General features: G+C 63.9%; 16 protein-coding genes and 1 tRNA gene. 6 read left to right on the top strand and 11 right to left on the bottom strand.

Features of this window, described 5'->3' with window-relative positions; all coding sequences use genetic code 11:
* Nucleotides 1–4 precede the first annotated feature (4 nt).
* Entirely contained in the window at nt 5–1,441 is a 1,437-nt protein-coding gene (gene dacB, locus UB43_RS13690) for a D-alanyl-D-alanine carboxypeptidase/D-alanyl-D-alanine-endopeptidase (RefSeq protein ID WP_045211772.1), read from the bottom strand.
* A 255-nt stretch (nt 1,442–1,696) separates the two neighbouring features.
* On the opposite strand from dacB, the gene UB43_RS13685 reads away from it, so the two are divergent.
* A complete protein-coding gene (locus UB43_RS13685; protein ID WP_045211769.1) occupies nt 1,697–2,044 on the top strand; it encodes a YggL family protein in 348 nt (115 codons plus the stop codon).
* Here the strand turns inward: UB43_RS13685 and UB43_RS13680 are convergent.
* Nucleotides 2,025–2,369 (bottom strand): response regulator, encoded by a 345-nt coding sequence (locus tag UB43_RS13680; RefSeq protein WP_082085839.1) that lies wholly within the window; start codon nt 2,367–2,369, stop codon nt 2,025–2,027. The genes UB43_RS13685 and UB43_RS13680 overlap by 20 nt on opposite strands.
* A gap of 4 nt (nt 2,370–2,373) precedes the next feature.
* Here UB43_RS13680 and UB43_RS13675 point away from each other — a divergent pair, with 4 nt between their 5' ends.
* Nucleotides 2,374–5,448 (top strand): ATP-binding protein, encoded by a 3,075-nt coding sequence (locus tag UB43_RS13675; protein WP_256205162.1) that lies wholly within the window; start codon nt 2,374–2,376, stop codon nt 5,446–5,448.
* A gap of 14 nt (nt 5,449–5,462) precedes the next feature.
* Here UB43_RS13675 and UB43_RS13670 read toward each other — a convergent pair whose 3' ends face one another.
* The 5 genes from UB43_RS13670 to UB43_RS13650 form a co-directional block, all read right to left on the bottom strand.
* Entirely contained in the window at nt 5,463–6,794 is a 1,332-nt protein-coding gene (locus tag UB43_RS13670; protein ID WP_045211764.1) for a deoxyguanosinetriphosphate triphosphohydrolase, read from the bottom strand.
* Between the two features lie 69 nt (nt 6,795–6,863).
* Nucleotides 6,864–8,030 carry an EAL domain-containing protein gene (locus UB43_RS13665; protein ID WP_045211761.1) on the bottom strand — a complete coding sequence of 389 codons (1,167 nt, stop codon included), beginning with the start codon at nt 8,028–8,030 and terminating at the stop codon, nt 6,864–6,866.
* A gap of 82 nt (nt 8,031–8,112) precedes the next feature.
* Entirely contained in the window at nt 8,113–8,457 is a 345-nt protein-coding gene (locus UB43_RS13660; protein ID WP_045211759.1) for a hypothetical protein, read from the bottom strand.
* Nucleotides 8,454–8,834 carry a phage holin family protein gene (locus UB43_RS13655; protein ID WP_371318994.1) on the bottom strand — a complete coding sequence of 127 codons (381 nt, stop codon included), beginning with the start codon at nt 8,832–8,834 and terminating at the stop codon, nt 8,454–8,456. The genes UB43_RS13660 and UB43_RS13655 overlap by 4 nt, the downstream gene beginning before the upstream one ends.
* A 15-nt stretch (nt 8,835–8,849) precedes the next feature.
* Nucleotides 8,850–9,167 carry a YqjD family protein gene (locus tag UB43_RS13650; RefSeq protein ID WP_045211754.1) on the bottom strand — a complete coding sequence of 106 codons (318 nt, stop codon included), beginning with the start codon at nt 9,165–9,167 and terminating at the stop codon, nt 8,850–8,852.
* A gap of 404 nt (nt 9,168–9,571) precedes the next feature.
* Here UB43_RS13650 and UB43_RS13645 point away from each other — a divergent pair, with 404 nt between their 5' ends.
* On the top strand, nt 9,572–10,780 hold the full coding sequence (locus UB43_RS13645; protein ID WP_045211751.1) for an ammonium transporter: 1,209 nt from the start codon (nt 9,572–9,574) through the stop codon (nt 10,778–10,780).
* Between the two features lie 137 nt (nt 10,781–10,917).
* On the opposite strand, the gene UB43_RS13640 is transcribed toward UB43_RS13645, so the two are convergent.
* From UB43_RS13640 to UB43_RS13630, 3 genes are all read right to left on the bottom strand, one after another.
* Complete coding sequence (locus tag UB43_RS13640) at nt 10,918–12,189, bottom strand: OprD family porin (protein ID WP_045211749.1); 1,272 nt, start codon at nt 12,187–12,189, stop codon at nt 10,918–10,920.
* A gap of 177 nt (nt 12,190–12,366) precedes the next feature.
* Complete coding sequence (locus UB43_RS13635) at nt 12,367–13,233, bottom strand: MBL fold metallo-hydrolase (protein WP_082085838.1); 867 nt, start codon at nt 13,231–13,233, stop codon at nt 12,367–12,369.
* Between the two features lie 71 nt (nt 13,234–13,304).
* The gene (locus UB43_RS13630; RefSeq protein WP_045211747.1) at nt 13,305–13,901 is read right to left on the bottom strand and encodes a glutathione S-transferase family protein; all 597 of its coding nucleotides are present in this window, start codon (nt 13,899–13,901) and stop codon (nt 13,305–13,307) included.
* A 178-nt stretch (nt 13,902–14,079) separates the two neighbouring features.
* Between UB43_RS13630 and UB43_RS13625 the strand changes: the two genes are divergently transcribed.
* Genes UB43_RS13625 through UB43_RS13615 form a run of 3 tightly spaced genes read left to right on the top strand, consistent with a single transcriptional unit; the run spans nt 14,080 to nt 15,833 of the window.
* Complete coding sequence (locus UB43_RS13625) at nt 14,080–14,637, top strand: TetR/AcrR family transcriptional regulator (protein WP_045211744.1); 558 nt, start codon at nt 14,080–14,082, stop codon at nt 14,635–14,637.
* Nucleotides 14,638–14,665: 28 nt separating this feature from the next.
* Nucleotides 14,666–14,905, top strand: coding sequence for a glutaredoxin family protein (locus UB43_RS13620; protein WP_045211742.1), 240 nt, complete (start codon nt 14,666–14,668; stop codon nt 14,903–14,905).
* A gap of 52 nt (nt 14,906–14,957) precedes the next feature.
* A complete protein-coding gene (locus UB43_RS13615) occupies nt 14,958–15,833 on the top strand; it encodes an NAD(P)-dependent oxidoreductase (protein ID WP_045211740.1) in 876 nt (291 codons plus the stop codon).
* A 116-nt stretch (nt 15,834–15,949) separates the two neighbouring features.
* Here the strand turns inward: UB43_RS13615 and UB43_RS13610 are convergent.
* Nucleotides 15,950–16,026: transfer RNA gene (locus UB43_RS13610), tRNA-Pro, on the bottom strand.
* Nucleotides 16,027–16,134 lie beyond the last annotated feature (108 nt).

The raw sequence follows: 16,134 nt of genomic DNA, 5'->3' as shown, positions 1-16,134 counted from the left end.
GGGGTCAGCGCTTAGTGCTGCTGTAGAGGTCCAGCAACACCTGGTCGAGGATCGACGAGGCGCCCCATGGCCGGTTGCTGTTGAGGATCGCCACGACGACCCAGGTGCGGCCGTTGGCGTCGCGGCTGAAGCCGGCGAGCGCGCGCACGGTGTTCAGGGTGCCGGTCTTCACGTGGGCTTCGCCGGCCATGGGCGTGCCACGCAGGCGTTTGCGCATGGTGCCGTCCTTGGCCACGATCGGCAGCGAGGAGATGTACTCCGCAGCGTAGGGGCTGTGCCACGCGGCCTGGAGCATGGCGGCCATTTCGCGGGCGCTGACTCGCTCGTCGCGGGACAGGCCCGAACCGTTTTCCATCACCAGGTGGCTTGCGGTGATGCCCTTGCGCGCCAGCCATTGGCGGATCACCCGCTGGGCAGCCTGGGCGTCGTCCGCGTCGGCGCCATTGCGATATTGGCGGCCGACCGAGAGGAACAGCTGGCGGGCCATGGTGTTGTTACTGAACTTGTTGATGTCGCGGATGATTTCCACGACGTCTGGCGACATGGCGCGGGCCACCAGGGTGGCGTTCTTCGGCACGGTGCCTTCGCGGTCCTTGCCGAGGATGCTGCCGCCCAGCTCTTGCCAGATGCCGCGTACTGCGCCGGCGGTGTAGGCAGGGTGCTCGAGCAGGGACATGTAGGTCTGGGCGCTGCAGCCCTGCGGAATCTGCCCGGTGGCGACCAGCGAGGTGCCGTCGAACTGGGTCACCGGGCTGAAGCGCAGTTTCGGCCAGGCCGGGCAGGCCGCGGCCTTGCTCACCTGGATCTGGTTGTCGATGCGCACGTTCGCCAGTGGCGGGTCCATCAGCACGGTGGCCTTGCTGCCTTCGGTGCGGATCACCAGGCGCACGCTCTTCAGGTTGACCATCAGCGAGTCCGGGCCGACCAGGAACGGCTTGTTGTCGTCGCCGCCGTCGTCGTTGAAGACCGGCAGTTGCGGGATGTTGAAATAGCTGCGATCCAGCACCAGGTCGCCGGTGACCTTGTTCACGCCGTTGGCGCGCAGGTCGCGCATCATCAGCCAGAGCTTCTCCAGGTTCAGCTTCGGATCGCCGCCGCCCTTGAGATAGAGGTTGCCGTTGAGGGTGCCGTCCTTGAGCTGGCCGTCGGTGTAGAACTCAGTCTGCCACTGGTAGGTCGGGCCGAGCATTTCCAGGGCGGCATAGGTGGTGAACAGCTTCATGGTCGACGCCGGGTTCACCGAGACGTCGGCGTTGAAATAGGTGGCGTTACCGGGGCCTTCCAGAGGGATCATCACCAGCGACAGGGCATCGTCGGTGAGTTTGCTGGCCCTCAGCGCTTTCTGTACACGTTCGGGCAGGGTGCTGTTGATCTGGGCAACGGCCGGCAAGGCGAAGGGCAATAAGGTAGCGAGAGCGAGGACACGCAGAGACTTGAACATAGAAAAGATGACATCCCAGTGGTCGGGCATTGACTTGAAAAAATGAAAAGATGAAGCGCAACACTACAGATGAAATACTCCCTGTTGGACCGGGAGCTGCGGCACATTATGCCGCAAGCCGTTCCAGGATGCGCTGGCCTTCGGATGCCGGTCGTCACGCAGAGGCGCATCGGGACATTGTTCGCGCAAGTCCCGGATATGTTCCGGGCACATTCGTGCATCGAGCGGCGAAAGCCCTCCTGAGGAGAGATTCAGATGGCGACCCATCGTTCCCGTCGTTTACGCAAGAAGTTGTGTGTCGATGAGTTCCAGGAGCTCGGCTTCGAACTGAGTTTTCAGTACAAGGAAGGCACAGGCGAAGAGGCTGTTGGCGCTTTCATGAAGCGATTCGCGGGCGTCGCCGTCGAACCCAACGATCTGGTCTATAGCGGTTGCGACGAGTACGGATTCATCTGCCTCGCCCGGCGCGGCTCGGTGAGCGAGGAGCAGCGCGAATTGATCGACGGATGGCTGAAGCAGCAGCCGGAACTCGCAGGTTTCAGCCTCAGCCCGCTGATCGATGCGTGGTACCCGGACCAGCCAGTCAATCTGCCCGCGCCCTGAGGCCCTCGTCCTTTTCCAGGATTTGCAGCAGCGCCCATTCATTGAGTGGCTTGGACAGGCAGGCCAGGACGGGTAAACCCTGTTCGCGCAGGGTTTTCTGCAGGGCCTGCAGCTCTTCGGTATCACGGCAACTCAGGAAGACCGCTTGGCGAATATGACCGGCTTCGGCCAGTTCGCCGAGCAGTTCTATGCCGTCAGTATCCGGCAGGTTGATATCGCAGAGCAGCAAGTCGAAAGGTTCGTTGCGGCGTGCACATTCCTCGCGCGCTTCATTGGCATCGAGAGCCGGCGTCAATCGGAAGAAGCCCAGTCTGTTCAGTTGCATTTGCGTGGCGATCAGCTGGAAGGGGTGGTCTTCGACTGCCTTCGGTCAGGCGGACCTCTTCGTCGGCGATGCCTTCAGTGCGCAATACCTGATCAGCCAGGGATACCTGGCCAATCTCAAGCTCCTCAACTTTGCCAGCTTCAATGGCCAGGGATTCAGTTTTGCCCTGAACGCTTCCGACCGGACGTTGCTGGCCATCATCGACCGCACTCTGAGCGCGATTCCACGTCAGGCCCAGACGGCCATTCAACGACGCTGGAGTCCCGGCGGCGGCAGCCCCATCGCCGGCCAGCGTCTCATCCTGACGCCTCAGGAGCAGCGTTGGGTGGACCGTCACCCGCGGCCCAAGGTCGTGATCGACCAGGCGTTGGCTCCCGTGTCGTTCTTCGATGCCCAGGGCCAGTTCCGAGGGATTGCCGCCGACCTGCTGCAGCTTGTCCAGAGCCGTACCGGCGTCGAATTCGATGTGCGCCCGCAGCCAAGCGTCACGGCGATGCTGGAGCAGGTGCGTACGGGCAAGGCTGATGTGATTGCGGCGCTGACTCCGACTGGCCAGCGCGAGGAGTGGCTGAGTTTTACGCGCCCCTACATGACCGCGTCCTTCGTTGTCGTGGTGCCAGAGGGGAGCGATTGGCTGCAAAGCCTGGACGATCTCGATGGTCACAGCGTCGCCGTTCCCAGAGGCTCCGTCATCGCGGACTTCATGCGCGCCCGCCACCCGCAAGTGAAACTGCTGGAGGTCGAGAACAATGTCGACGACCTTTCCATGATCAGTGAAGGCAAGGTGGACGCCGGCATTCACCTGTTGTCGTCTGCCAACTACCTGATCTCCCGCTATTACCCGGATCTCAAGATCGCCCTGGCCCTGGACAGCGAGCCCGGGCAGTTCTCGCTGGCGGTGTCGCAGGCGGACCCGGAGCTGCTCAGTATCCTGAACAAGGCGCTACTGGCCATCGCGCCCGAAGACCTGAGCAACATCACCACGCGCTGGTCTGCCAGCGTGGACAGGCCGGACAGCGTCTGGCAGGGCTACCGCAAGCAATTCATCCAGCTCGCCTGGGCGGCAGCGATGGCATTGCTCATCGTATTGCTGTGGAACGGGTGGCTCTGGCGCAAGGTGCGCCGCCGCCGGGAATCGGAGAAAGAGCTCAGTTACCGCCTCGAATTCAAGCGCGCACTGATCGATGGTATTCCCCAGCCCGTGGCGGTACGTGATCGTGATGGGCGACTGGTCACCTGCAATATCGGTTTCCTCAAGGAAACCGGAATGCCGCGCGACTCGGTGGAAGGTTCCCAGGTCAACGATTGCCCCTGGTTGCAGGCGCACGACGCACAGACATTGCAGTTGATTCACCAGCAGGCCATGGAGCAGGACGGGAAAGTAGCCTCCGATCTGATCCTGCAGATTCGCGACGAGGTTCGGGAAATACATTACTGGGCCACTCCTTACCGCGGGCCGGGTGGTGATATTTCCGGCGTGGTGACGGGCTGGATCGATGTTACCGAGCGCGAGCGGCTGCACCACCAGCTTGAAGCGGCGAAGGAGCAGGCCGAGGAAGCCAGCCGCGCGAAGAGTACCTTCCTCGCGACCATGAGCCATGAGATCCGCACGCCGATGAACGCGGTGATCGGCATGCTCGAGTTGGCGCTCACCCGCGCGAGCCAGGGGCACTGGGAGCGCGAGCCGGTCGAGGTCGCTTACGATTCGGCGCGCTCGCTGTTGACGCTGATCGGCGACATCCTCGATGTGGCGAAGATCGAGTCCGGGCGTCTGACGTTGATGCCGGAGCGTGCTCACCTGCGCGAGTTGGTGGAGTCCGTTGCGCGTGTCTTCGATGGGCTGGCGCGGCAGAAGGCGCTGGAACTCAGGCTGGAAATCGAGGCGGAAGCCGCCTGCGATGTGTTGATCGATCCGCTGCGGTTCAAGCAGATCCTGTCGAACCTGGTCAGCAACGCCATCAAGTTCACGGACTTCGGCCATGTGAAGATTCGCGTCTACGGCGAGCGTGTTGCAGGCGAGCGCCTGGCCCTCGAGGTCAGTGTGCAGGACAGCGGTATCGGTATTTCCGAGGATGAACAGCGCCAGCTGTTCGAACCCTTCAGCCAGGTGGCCCGTAGTGGTAATGCGAATCGAGGGGGCACAGGGCTGGGTCTTACCATCTGCCGCAAGCTGGCGGAGATGATGGGGGGCACTGTGCGCCTGGAAAGCCGGCCCGGCGAGGGCACCACGGTCACGGTGCGGCTGTTGCTGCAGACCCTGGAAAGCCTGCCCGAATGCGAGGTGGGGCACGCCGTGGCGGTGCCGAGGACTGTCCAGTCGCTGAAGGTCCTGGTGGTCGACGACCATGTGGCCAACCGGATGCTGCTGACCCAGCAACTGGAGCACCTGGGGCATCAGGTCGAGGTGGCTTCCGACGGCTCCCAGGCATTGCAGCTGTGGCATCCGGGTGACTTCGATCTGGTGATCACCGACTGCAATATGCCGGTGCTCAACGGCTATGGTCTGGCTCGGCGAATTCGCGAGCTTGAACAGGAGATGGAAGCCGAACCCTGCGTGATCTTCGGGTTTACCGCCAACGCCCAGCCCGACGAGATCGAGAACTGCCGGCGGGCCGGCATGGATGATTGCCTGTTCAAGCCCATAGGCCTGGATAACCTGCGTGCACGACTGGATGCAGTGCCGAAGATGTCATCTGCCCACGACGATCAGGCCGCTGTGGAAAAGCGGGTCGATGGGTTCGACCTGAAGTCGCTGCGCGAGATGACCGGCGGAAATCCCGGCCTGATCCGCCGCCTGCTGGAGGAGTTGCACAGCAGCAACCGGATCGATATCGATCAGGTCCGGCCGCTCTGGGAGGCTGGCGACTGGAAGCAGCTGGCCGAGCTGGCCCACCGTATGAAGGGCGCGGCGCGACTGGTCAATGCGGACACGCTCCAGGACCTCTGCAGCAAGCTCGAGGGTGGTTGCAAGGATGGTCTCGACAGCCGGGAGCTGGGTAATCGCGCATTGGCGGTGGAGCAGGCAATGGCGGCCTTGCAGGACGATCTGCTGCAGCAATTGCGCAAGCTGGCCGCCTAGCTTGCGCGGCCGCTTCAGCTCGGGCTGGAACGGCCAGTCATTTCCCGTGCCATCTCGGTGGCATAGCTGTCGGTCATCCCGGCGATGAAGTCTGTTACACGCAAGAAGGAGCGATAGAGCGTCCAGCTCGGGTCTGGCGCGTAGTGGCTCAGCAAGTCGAGGATCCGCTGGTGCTTGAACGACGGCGTGCTCTGGCGGTGTTGCTCCAGCACGGCGCCACAGAAAGAGTTCAGCAGGATTTCCAGGGTGGTGTAGGCGCCGATCTCGTGAAGGGTCTTGCGCTTGTCCTGGAATATCTTCTCCCTCGCCATCGCCTTCGCGCGTTGCACGCAGCGCTTGGCCGGGCCGTGCATGTGCTCTACCAGGTCGCCTTGCAGGCTTCCCGCGAGCAGGGTCTTTTCCTGTTCGACGAACGCGCGGGCGGCGGCGTTGGTCAGGTGCTCGATGGCCTTGCCGCGCAGGATGGCCAGCTTGCGCCGGCGAGAGTCCTTCGGGCCGAGCTGACGGTAGGTTTCCGGCAGGTCGTCGCCGACCAGGTCGAGCAGCAGCGCTTCCACTTCGCTGTAGTCGAGCAGTTCCATTTCCACGCCGTCTTCCAGGTCGATCAGGCCGTAGCAGATGTCGTCCGCGGCCTCCATCAGGTAGACCAGCGGGTGGCGCGCCCAGCGTTCGTCTTCCAGTTGCGGCATGCCCAGCTTGTGGGTGATCTGCTCCAGCAGTGGCAGTTCGCTGCGATAGCAGCCGAACTTGTGCTTCTTGTAGCCGAGGGAGTCGGCGTGGCGCGCTGTCCAGGGGTATTTCAGGTAGGTGCCTAGGGTGGCGTAGGTCAGGCGGGTGCCGCCGTCGAACTGGTGGTATTCGAGCTGTGTGAGTACGCGGAAGCCCTGGGCGTTGCCCTCGAAGTGCAGGAAGTCGGAGCGCTCCTCCTCGCTCATGCCATCCAGCCAGCCGCGCCCGGCAGCCTGCTGGAACCAGTGGCGGATGGCGTCTTCGCCGGAGTGGCCGAAGGGCGGGTTGCCGATGTCGTGGGCGAGGCAGGCGGACTGCACGATCACGCCCATGTCCGCCGGGTCGCACCAATCCGGCAGGCGGTCACGAATGATCTCGCCAACGCGCATGCCCAGCGAGCGGCCGACGCAGCCGACCTCCAGTGAGTGGGTCAGGCGGGTATGAATGTGGTCGTTGCTCGATACCGGGTGCACCTGGGTCTTGCGCCCCAGGCGGCGGAAGGCGCCGGAGAAGATGATGCGGTCGTGGTCCTTGTGGAAGGCGCTGCGGCCGAGTTCGGCGCTGCTGTGCACCGGTTTGCCGAGGCGCTCCCGGGGGAGCAGGGTGTGCCAATCCATTCTTCTTTCCGCAATCGAGAGAGTTACCGGCAACGCTAGCCGTTCGCGCCGGCAATCTCAATCGTCGCGCTAGAGGCCTTCGGCATCGATGTCGATGAGCAGAAGTCGTCGACCCTGGTCGATGAACTGGCCGGCGGTCATGCAGTACTGGTTGGTGGTGGCGTCGCGGTAAGTATTGGAGAGTGTCAGGCGGCGCTCTTCCCAGCCCTCGGCGAGCAACTGGTAGAAGTAGGGGCGCCAGGACCAGTTGTGGCCCAGGTAGCGGCGGTTCTCCTTCCAGAAAAGGCCGTTCCATTCCAGGTTCGGCGAAGTCTGGGTGCCGTGGCGGTCACACTGGTAGATGCGTAGCAGGCGGCTGAAGGATTCCGGCGCCGGCGGCAGGCTGCTGAGCATGGCGCCGCCCTCCGCCCAGGGGCGCAGCATGTTCATCAGTTCGGAGAGTTGCTGGCGCAGCTGGATGAGGTTGGAGCGCTCCTGCAGCTTGCGATGCACGTAGTGGTCGCGGCGCTGGGCGAAGGCTTCGCGGAAGGCGTCGCTGGCAGGGAACTCCAAGGCCGGTCTGGCGAACAGAAAGCCTTGCACGTAGCGTGCGCCGCATTCCAGGGCGAAGTCCATTTCCTCTTCGGTTTCCACGCCCTCGGCGATGATCCAGCAGCCGGTTTTCTCCGCCATCTGCGCCAGGGCCTTCACCACTTCGCCGCTGGGACCGCCGCGGGCGGCTTCCTGGAACAGGCGCATGTCCAGCTTGAGGATGTCCGGCTGCAGCGCCAGAACGCGGTCCAGCTGCGAGTAGCCGGCACCGAAGTCGTCGATGGCGATGCGTGCGCCGGCATCGCGGTAGCGCGCGACCACTTCCGGCAGGCGCTGGTGGGCACCGCCCAGTTCGGTGATTTCGAAGACCACGCGCTCTGGTGGTACGCCTTGCTGCTGCAGTTGCTTGAGGCTGGGCAGCGGCTGGTTCGGACGAAGTCGGCTGATCCAGCGTGGCGAGATGTTCAGGCTGAGGAACCAGTCCTTGGGCGCTTCATGGATGCGGGCGAGGGCGGCGTCGCGGATCTGCCGGTCGAGACGGCGCAGTTCGGCCAGGCCGACTCGCGGGTTGAAGAACAGCGGGCCTACCGATTGCAGGTCGCCGTTGTCCTGGCGCAACCGGCCCAGTGCCTCGACACCGGCGATCAGGCCGGTCGCGGTGTCGATGAAGGGCTGGAAGCAGGCGATGGGTTGCCCGTCGATCAAGGGACACATCCTTAGTGGCGTGACAGGAAAGCGCTCTCGCGCAGCTCAGTGTCACTTAGCAAGAATGTGGCCAGTCTAGACGTCAGAGGTGCGTCGAGGGGGCGGGCGGGTCGTTGGGCTCGGGCTTGCTGCGCATCTGCAGGATGATCGGCAGGAGGGCGATGCCGACGCGCAGCAGGCGCACCCAGCGGCGTTTGCGGCCGAGAAGCAGGGCAAGGGCCGCGGCGCCGCCAGCGCCCCAGAGCGGGGTGCTGGCGCCCAGGCCGCTTCGCAGGTTCTGGCCGAGGCTGCGTGCCTGTTTCAGGGGTTGCAGCAGCAATTCGCCTTCCTGGCGGATCTGCTGGCGCTGCATTTCCAGGCGCAGGCGGATGATGGCCTTGCGCAGTTCGGCGCGGGTCAGGTTGCGGGCATCGGGCATTTCGCTCATGGCAACAGTCGCTCCCGGTCGCGGGCCAGTTCTTCGAGGGTGGCGCTGAACGGCGAGCTCTCGTCGCTGACCAGCATGTGCAGCCGCCAGGCGCAGAACAGGCTGCCGCCGATGTAGAAGAGGCAGAGTCCGATGGCGGCCTGCAGGCGGTAACTGTCCCAGAACAGGATCAGTACCAGCACCGACAGGGCAACCAGCAGCAGCAGGGCGAAGACCAGCGCGAGGCCGGCCATCAGCAGCATCTGCACGGTGCGGGTCTTCTGCTCCTGCAATTCGATGCCGAGCAGCTCGACGTGCCCGTGCAGCAGGCCCAGAACCGCGGCGCCGAAGCGCCGCGGGGAAGGGGAGTTGGCCGAATTCTTCGGCCCGGCGTCCATTCCGTCGCTCATGGATCAGCGCCGGCTGACCAGCAGGCCGAGGAGGAAGCCGACACCGGCGGCGATACCCACGGCCTGCCACGGGTGGTCACCGACATAGTCTTCGGTGGCGTCCACGGCGGCCTTGCCCTGGTCGCGCACGGAGTCCTTGGTCGAGTAGATGGCATCGCGGGCACGCTTGAGGCTCTCGTGGATCTGCGCGCGCATCTGATCGGCTTCGGCGCCGGCCAGGTCAGCCGAGCTCTGCAGGAGTTTCTCGGTGTCGCTGACGAGGGCCTGGAATTCGGCCAGGAGTTCATCCTTGGCGGCGTTCACTGCGGTCTTGCGAGGCATGTGATGCTCCTTGTGCGGGTTGAGGTTCCTAGTTTTCGAGCCCCAGGGGCGGAAGAAAGTTTCTCATAAATTCACCCTGGGGCCGCTCTCGGGTGCGAGTTGAAGCCTAGTCGCTGATGGTTTCACTGGTGGTATGCCGCTTGCATTTCTCTGGTGCGCATGGAGAGCCGAGCGCCCCACGGCGGGGCGTTCCCGGTGCCTGGAGCGGCTGGGAATATGAGCTCAAACCACTGAAAAACATAAGGAAGTACAGGAAATTGCGAAGCTGGTCGGATGGCTCGTGGGCCATTCTGGTTCAGCGCTCGGCTCCTCTGTGGTGCACCGCTGCTTCAGCGTGGTGCGACTCGGGGGCGCCGCGAGCCGTTTTGGTGCTTTCCCCTTGACCTCCGGGGCTGCCTGTAGCGATGGAAAACCTCAATAGTGCCGTAGAGACGCTGGTCCACGGTTCCAACACGCTGTTCCTCCTGATGGGCGCGGTCATGGTGCTGGCCATGCACGCGGGCTTCGCCTTCCTGGAAGTGGGTACGGTGCGCCTGAAGAATCAGGTGAATGCCCTGTCGAAGATTCTCTCGGACTTCGCTATCTCGGCCCTGGCCTACTTCTTCGTCGGCTACTGGATCGCCTATGGCGTGACCTTTCTACAGCCGGCGGCGCAACTGACGCACGAAAACGGCTACGCGCTGGTGAAGTTCTTTTTCCTGCTGACCTTCGCCGCAGCGATTCCCGCGATCATCTCGGGCGGCATCGCCGAGCGGGCAAAGTTCGGCCCGCAGTTGATGGCGACCGCGCTGATCGTCGCCTTTGTCTATCCCTTCTTCGAAGGGTTGATCTGGAACGGCAACTTCGGCTTCCAGGACTGGCTCAAGGCCGAGTTTGGTGCGGCCTTCCATGATTTTGCCGGTTCCGTGGTGGTGCACGCCTTTGGCGGCTGGCTGGCGCTGGCGGCGGTTGTGCTGCTGGGGCAGCGCAATGGTCGTTATCGCGAGGGGCGCCTGGTGGCCTTCGCGCCGTCGAACATTCCATTCCTGGCGGCGGGCTCCTGGATTCTCATCGTCGGCTGGTTCGGCTTCAACGTGATGAGCGCTCAGTCGCTGGCTGGCGCCAGCGGCCTGGTGGCGGTGAACTCATTGCTGGCGATGGTCGGCGGCACGGTGGCGTCGCTGCTGGTCGGTCGCAATGATCCGGGCTTCCTGCACAACGGCCCGCTGGCCGGACTGGTGGCGGTCTGCGCCGGCTCCGACCTGATGCACCCGATCGGTGCCCTGGCGACCGGCATGGTGGCGGGTGCGCTGTTCGTCTGGGCGTTCACCGCGACCCAGGTGCGCTGGAAGATCGACGATGTGCTGGGCGTCTGGCCGCTGCATGGCCTGTGCGGTGCCTGGGGCGGCGTCGCCTGTGGCATCTTCGGCCAACAGGCGCTCGGCGGCCTGGGTGGGGTCAGCCTGGCCAGTCAGGCGGTCGGTACGTTGCTCGGTGTGACCGTGGCCTTCGCCGGCGGCCTGCTGGTGTACGGACTGGTGAAGTCGGCCGTGGGCATCCGTCTGACGAAGGAAGAGGAGTACTACGGGGCGGACCTGTCGATCCACAAGATCGGTGCGCTCAGCCAGGACTGAAGGATGTTGCAGGAGCGAGCTTGCTCGCGAACGCTTCGCGCCGGAGTGGCGGTAGAGAGGTTCGCGAGCAGGCTCGCTCCTGAAAAAGAGCAAAAAAAGCCCGGCAGATGCCGGGCTTCTTCGTCATGCCGTGTGGGTTACCAGAGCGGCATGGTGTAGCTGACGATCAGGCGGTTCTCGTCGTAGTCGTTGGTGTAGTTGGTGCGCATGGTCGCGTTGCGCCACTTCACGCCCAGGTTTTTCAACGGGCCGTCCTGGAAGACGTAGGCGATGTCGGTGTCGCGTTCCCATTCCTTGCCTTCGCCGTCGGTGGTGATCAGGTCGATGTTGTCGCCTTTCACGTAGCGGGTCATGAAGGTCAGGCCGGGAATGCCGAGGCCGGCGAAGTTGTAGTCGTAGCGCGCCTGCCAGGACTTCTCGTCCTTGTTGGCGAAGTCGCCGATCTGGATGTAGTTCACCAGGTAGGGGTCGGTGCCGTTGATGTAGGCGAAGCCGGTGTCGCCGCTCATCTTCTGGTAGCCGACGCCGAAGGCATGGTAGCCCAGGGCATAGGTGAACATGGCGTTGAGCGCCTTGTTGTCGACGTTGCTGCCGCCATCGTCATCGGACTTGGCCCAGCGGATGTCGGATTTCAGCGATTGCTTGTCGGCGATCGGCAGCACATGGATCAGGCCCAGGTAGTGCTGTTTGTAGATGTCTTCCAGGCCGCCGTAGTGGTAGCTGGTGCTCAGGCTATCGGTCCACTTGTAGGTGAGGCCGCCAAACAGGAACTTGTTGGAGGTGAGGCTATCGCCGAGCTTGATGTTGCGCTTGCCGCCGCCGGTGATGGTCATGTCCTCGTAGTCCGAGGAGTCGCGCTGGTTGACCTGGTAGAGGCGGCCACCGTCGACGGTCAGGCCGTCGAGTTCGGCGGAGTTCAGGGCGAAGCCGCTGAAGGTCTGCGGCAGCAGGCGGGTGTCGTTGAATTGCACCACCGGCATCTTCGGCATCAGGGTGCCGCCCTTCAGGGTGGTCTTGGACGCGCGCAGCTTGGCGGTAACGCCCAGGTCGCCGTAGCTGTCCTCGGCGCGGTTGTCGCTGCGTGAGCGCTGCAGCAGACCGGTGCCGCTGCGGTCGGGCGAGGAATCGAGTTTCAGGCCCAGGGTGCCCAGGGCGTCGACGCCGACACCGATGGTGCCGTCGGTGTAGCCCGATTCGTATTTGAGGATGAAGCCCTGGGCCCATTCCTCGGCTTTGTTCTGAGTGGGGGCCGGGCTGTCCTGGCGGAAGTCACGATTGAAGTAGAAGTTACGCAGTTCGACGGAAGCCTTGCTGTCCTTGATGAAGTCAGCGTGGGCGAGTGTCGGAAGGATAAAGCTGGTACCCAGCGCGGCCAAAGCCACGGCACGGGCGATCGGGGTCTTGCTCATTGTTATTGTCTCCTCGAGCGCTTGGGGCAGTTTGATGATGCCGACTGGATCAGGGGCGGCATGTCAATCTGTTACAGCCTATCTACTAAATCATTACCGAATGTTGACGACCCTTAGACCTTAGTCGCTGATTAGTAAGCTGGCTATTGAAGCGTCGGACTGCGGCTGGCGTGGCTTTCACTGAATCCAGTGGGGGTAGTAGCCGAGTTTGTCCTGCACCTGGGCGTCATGGGCGGGCACCACGGTCAGCTTTGGATAGGCAAGCATCAGTTCGTGGACGCGGGCCACTTCGGCCAGTGTCTGGTCGCGGTCGCTGTCCACCAGTTTGCGGCTGACCCAGAACTTCTCTCGGGGGCCGGTGAAGCCGGACAGGCGCCAGGTGGTGTCGCCGCTGAAGAAGAAGCGCCGGCCATCATCGAGGGTGATGAACAGGCCGACCGAGCCGGGTGTATGGCCGCGCATGGGCACCAGCACCAGGCTGCCGTCGCCGAACAGGTCGAGACTGCGGTCGTAGCCCAGGAATGGCCCCGACTCGAACTGGAAGGGCACCCACTTCACCGGATGGCGGAACTGACTGGGGAAAACCGCCGGCGGCTGGGCGATATGCGCGTAGTTGATCTCGTCATAGGTCGCCCAGACCGGGACTTCCGGGAAGTCCGACAGTCCCGAGGCATGGTCCCAGTGGGCGTGCGACAGGATGATCCGGTCGATCCGGATGCCGCTTCCCTGCAACTGCTCGCGTGCCGGCTTAAGGCCTTCATAGTGGAACAGTGGCTTGTCCCACCAGGGCATGTCCTGTTTGAACTGGGCGTCCGCCTGGCTGCCCAGCCCGGTGTCGAACAGCAGGGTGGCGGCGTGGTGCTGGACCAGTACGGCGGTGTGGTTGAGCGGCACCTTCTGCGTCCAGTCGCCGCCTGCCACGGTGAACGCATCCAGGGTGGTGACGCCGGAGGTGCGTATCAGCGAGAAACGCAGGTCGGCGGCCTGGACGCTCAGGCAGGCAAGGGCGAACAGTCCGGCCAATAGCAGGGATGGCAGGCGCATCGGGGTTTCCTTTTCGTGGAGCGGAAGAGAGCGCTGCCGCATGGGCGGCGGCGCGGCCAATCGGAAGGGAATCAGAAGGCGGGCTGCGCGACGTAGCCGGGCAGGGCGCGCACACGGGCCAGCCAGTCCTGCACATAGGGATAGCCGGATGGCTCCAGGCCGCCTTCCGTCGCCAGAGTGACGTAGGGGTAGACGGCAATGTCGGCGATGCTCGGCTTGTCCGTCTGCGCCAACCAGCGGTGGTCGGCCAGCGTCGCGTCCAGCAATTCCAGCGCATGACGGCCCTTGGCCTGGGCGGCAGCCAGGTCGCCGGGACGTTTGAACAACTGGATCACCCGCGCCATCGCCAGCCCGTGCTGCACCTCGTTGGCCGAGAAGCTCAGCCAGTTGGCGATGCGCCCCTGGGTAACGGCGTCCTGCGGGTACCAGTGCGGCTCGGCGTACTGCCGGGCGAGGTAGGCGAGGATGGCGTGGGAATCGCCCAGGCGCAGTTCGCCATCCTCCAACGCTGGCACCTGGCCGCGCGGGTTGATCGCCAGGAAGGCCGGGCGCTTGTGCGCGCCGCCCTGCAGGTCCACCGGCACCAGCTCAGCCTTGTGGCCGATGAGCCCGAGGAACAGACGAACCTTGTAGCAGTTACCGGAAAGCGCGACGTCGTGGAGTTTCATGGCGAGAGCCCTGTGCATTGTTGTGGGGACGACGAGATAGATATTAGACAGACAGGTCTGTATAGTTCAAGCGAAATGACCGTCCGCCAATCGGCATCCGCGCCGTCGCCCTCGACAGCGGCCCGGCTCCCCATGAGCGCCGAGCCTCGCGCATAATGTCCGGTCAGGAGGTAATGCCATGGCATCCAGCAAACGCGAGCTGCTGCTCACCACCGCCCAGGATCTGTTCTACCGCGAGGGCTATCACGCCACCGGTATCGACCGCATCCTCGCCGAGTCGGGCGTTGCGAAAATGACGCTGTACAAGCACTTCAAGTCCAAGGACGAGCTGATCATGGCGGCGCTGGAAGAGCGCCATGCCCGCATGGTCGAGCGCGTGGAAGCGGCCGAACGCGTCCTCGCACCGCGCGAGGCGATCCTGGCGGTCTTCGACGGCCTGCAGGAAGTGCTCAACGGCCCGGACTTCTGCGGTTGCGCCTTCATCCACGCCGCCGGCGAGTTCCACGACCGCGAACATCCCATCCACCAGCAGGCCGCCGAGCACAAGGCGTTTCTCGGCCGCTTCTTTGCGGCCCAGCTGACGCGATTGGGTGCGACGGAGCCGGAAGCCCTGGCGCGCCAGCTGCAGTACCTGCTCGAAGGCGTATTGGTGATGGCGCACATGCAGGGCCCGGCGCAGCAGGGGCGAGAAGCCCGCGCCGTGGCCGATACGCTGCTCAAGCACGCCGGAGTCTGAATCCATGTCGTCAACCCTGGAGCCCTCCATGCCCCCGGAATGCCAACTCTTCGGCACCCTTGGCTGCCACCTCTGCGAAGTAGCCGAAGCGGTGCTGATGCCCTTCGTGGAACACGGTCTGCTGGTCGAACTGGTGGACATCGCCGACCGCGAGGAGTGGGTCGAGCAGTACGGCCTGACCATTCCCGTGCTGCGTCGCTGCGATTCCGGCGCCGAGCTCAACTGGCCCTTCGACGCCGCACAGGTCGCTGCTTTCCTCGGCTGCTGAGGTTTTCGGCGGCTCTCCCTTTTCTCAGTGAACCGATGTGAGGTGCATTGCAATGAAGATCGGATTTATCGGGCTGGGCGGCATGGGCACCGCCATGGCTGCCAACCTCATCAAGGCCGGCCATCAGGTCGTCGTGTGGAACCGCTCGCCCGGCGCCGCCGAGTCGCTGGTGGCGCTGGGCGCCATCGCTGCCGCTACACCCGTGCAGGCGTTCGATGTCGAACTGGTGATCTCCATGCTGGCCGACGATGCATCCACCCGCGCCGTGCTGCTCGACAGCGGCGCCCTGGGTTCGGCCAGGGCTGGCCTGGTGCACCTGAGCATGGCTACGCTGTCCACCGCCTTCGTCGGTGAGCTGATCGAGCTGCACCGCGAGCAGGGCGTCGAATTCGTCGCCGCGCCGGTATTCGGTCGCACCGACGTCGCCGCCGCCGGCAAGCTGAACATCCTGGTGGCCGGCCCCGAAGCAGCCATTGCCAAGGTGCAGCCGGTACTCGACGTGCTGGGGCAGAAGACCTGGCCGCTGGGCGACGACCCGCTGCGCGCTGTCGCGGTGAAGATCGCCGGCAACTTCATGATTGCCAGCGCCATCGAGGCGATGGGGGAAAGTGCAGCGCTGGTGAAGACCTACGGCGTGGCACCGGGCGAGTTCATGGAGATCATGGGCAACACCCTGTTCAACGCGCCTGTCTACCGCAACTACGGCGCGCAGATCGCCGAGCAGCGCTTCGATCCGGCCGGCTTCCGCCTGGTGCTGGGGCTCAAGGACGTCGGCCTGGCGCTATCGGCCGGGCACGAGCAGCGGGTGCCGCTGCCGCTCGCCAGCCTCCTGCGTGACAATCTGCTCGAAGCCATCGCTCACGGTGACGGCGAGCTGGACTGGAGCGCCCTGTCGCAGGTCGCGCTGCGCAAATCCGGGCAGCTCTGATTCGCCCATGAAAAAGCCCGTCCTGGTGGACGGGCTTTTTTGTGCCCGCGAATTCTTCGTCTGAGGAAAAATCGCAGGCAATAAAAAACCCGCCGTTAGGCGGGTTTTTCGGGATTTGGTCGGAGCGACTGGATTCGAACCAGCGACCTTCTCGTCCCGAACGAGACGCGCTACCAAGCTGCGCTACGCTCCGTTTGATGGCGCGCATTCTACCGAAAAACTTTTGATGCACAAGGGGTTAGCGAAAAATTTTTGAAAAAAGATTTCGCCCCCCCGTGAAAACGCGAACGCCCCGCAGACC

It is taken from the genome of Pseudomonas sp. 21 (genome assembly GCF_000955805.1).
Lineage (GTDB): Bacteria > Pseudomonadota > Gammaproteobacteria > Pseudomonadales > Pseudomonadaceae > Pseudomonas.
Note: the sequence above shows the minus strand (reverse complement) of the source record. Positions and strands in the feature narration are given on the sequence as shown.

What these genes read in the sequence shown, in the direction of transcription:
- UB43_RS13620 (WP_045211742.1), top strand. Translation starts at nt 14,666, where the DNA reads ATGCCCCCGGAATGCCAACTCTTCGGCACCCTTGGCTGCCACCTCTGC.
- UB43_RS13680 (WP_082085839.1), bottom strand. Translation starts at nt 2,369, where the DNA reads ATGCAACTGAACAGACTGGGCTTCTTCCGATTGACGCCGGCTCTCGAT.
- UB43_RS13630 (WP_045211747.1), bottom strand. Translation starts at nt 13,901, where the DNA reads ATGAAACTCCACGACGTCGCGCTTTCCGGTAACTGCTACAAGGTTCGT.
- UB43_RS13635 (WP_082085838.1), bottom strand. Translation starts at nt 13,233, where the DNA reads ATGCGCCTGCCATCCCTGCTATTGGCCGGACTGTTCGCCCTTGCCTGC.
- UB43_RS13670 (WP_045211764.1), bottom strand. Translation starts at nt 6,794, where the DNA reads ATGGATTGGCACACCCTGCTCCCCCGGGAGCGCCTCGGCAAACCGGTG.
- UB43_RS13655 (WP_371318994.1), bottom strand. Translation starts at nt 8,834, where the DNA reads ATGGACGCCGGGCCGAAGAATTCGGCCAACTCCCCTTCCCCGCGGCGC.
- UB43_RS13645 (WP_045211751.1), top strand. Translation starts at nt 9,572, where the DNA reads ATGGAAAACCTCAATAGTGCCGTAGAGACGCTGGTCCACGGTTCCAAC.
- UB43_RS13660 (WP_045211759.1), bottom strand. Translation starts at nt 8,457, where the DNA reads ATGAGCGAAATGCCCGATGCCCGCAACCTGACCCGCGCCGAACTGCGC.
- UB43_RS13650 (WP_045211754.1), bottom strand. Translation starts at nt 9,167, where the DNA reads ATGCCTCGCAAGACCGCAGTGAACGCCGCCAAGGATGAACTCCTGGCC.
- dacB (WP_045211772.1), bottom strand. Translation starts at nt 1,441, where the DNA reads ATGTTCAAGTCTCTGCGTGTCCTCGCTCTCGCTACCTTATTGCCCTTC.
- UB43_RS13640 (WP_045211749.1), bottom strand. Translation starts at nt 12,189, where the DNA reads ATGAGCAAGACCCCGATCGCCCGTGCCGTGGCTTTGGCCGCGCTGGGT.
- UB43_RS13685 (WP_045211769.1), top strand. Translation starts at nt 1,697, where the DNA reads ATGGCGACCCATCGTTCCCGTCGTTTACGCAAGAAGTTGTGTGTCGAT.
- UB43_RS13615 (WP_045211740.1), top strand. Translation starts at nt 14,958, where the DNA reads ATGAAGATCGGATTTATCGGGCTGGGCGGCATGGGCACCGCCATGGCT.
- UB43_RS13625 (WP_045211744.1), top strand. Translation starts at nt 14,080, where the DNA reads ATGGCATCCAGCAAACGCGAGCTGCTGCTCACCACCGCCCAGGATCTG.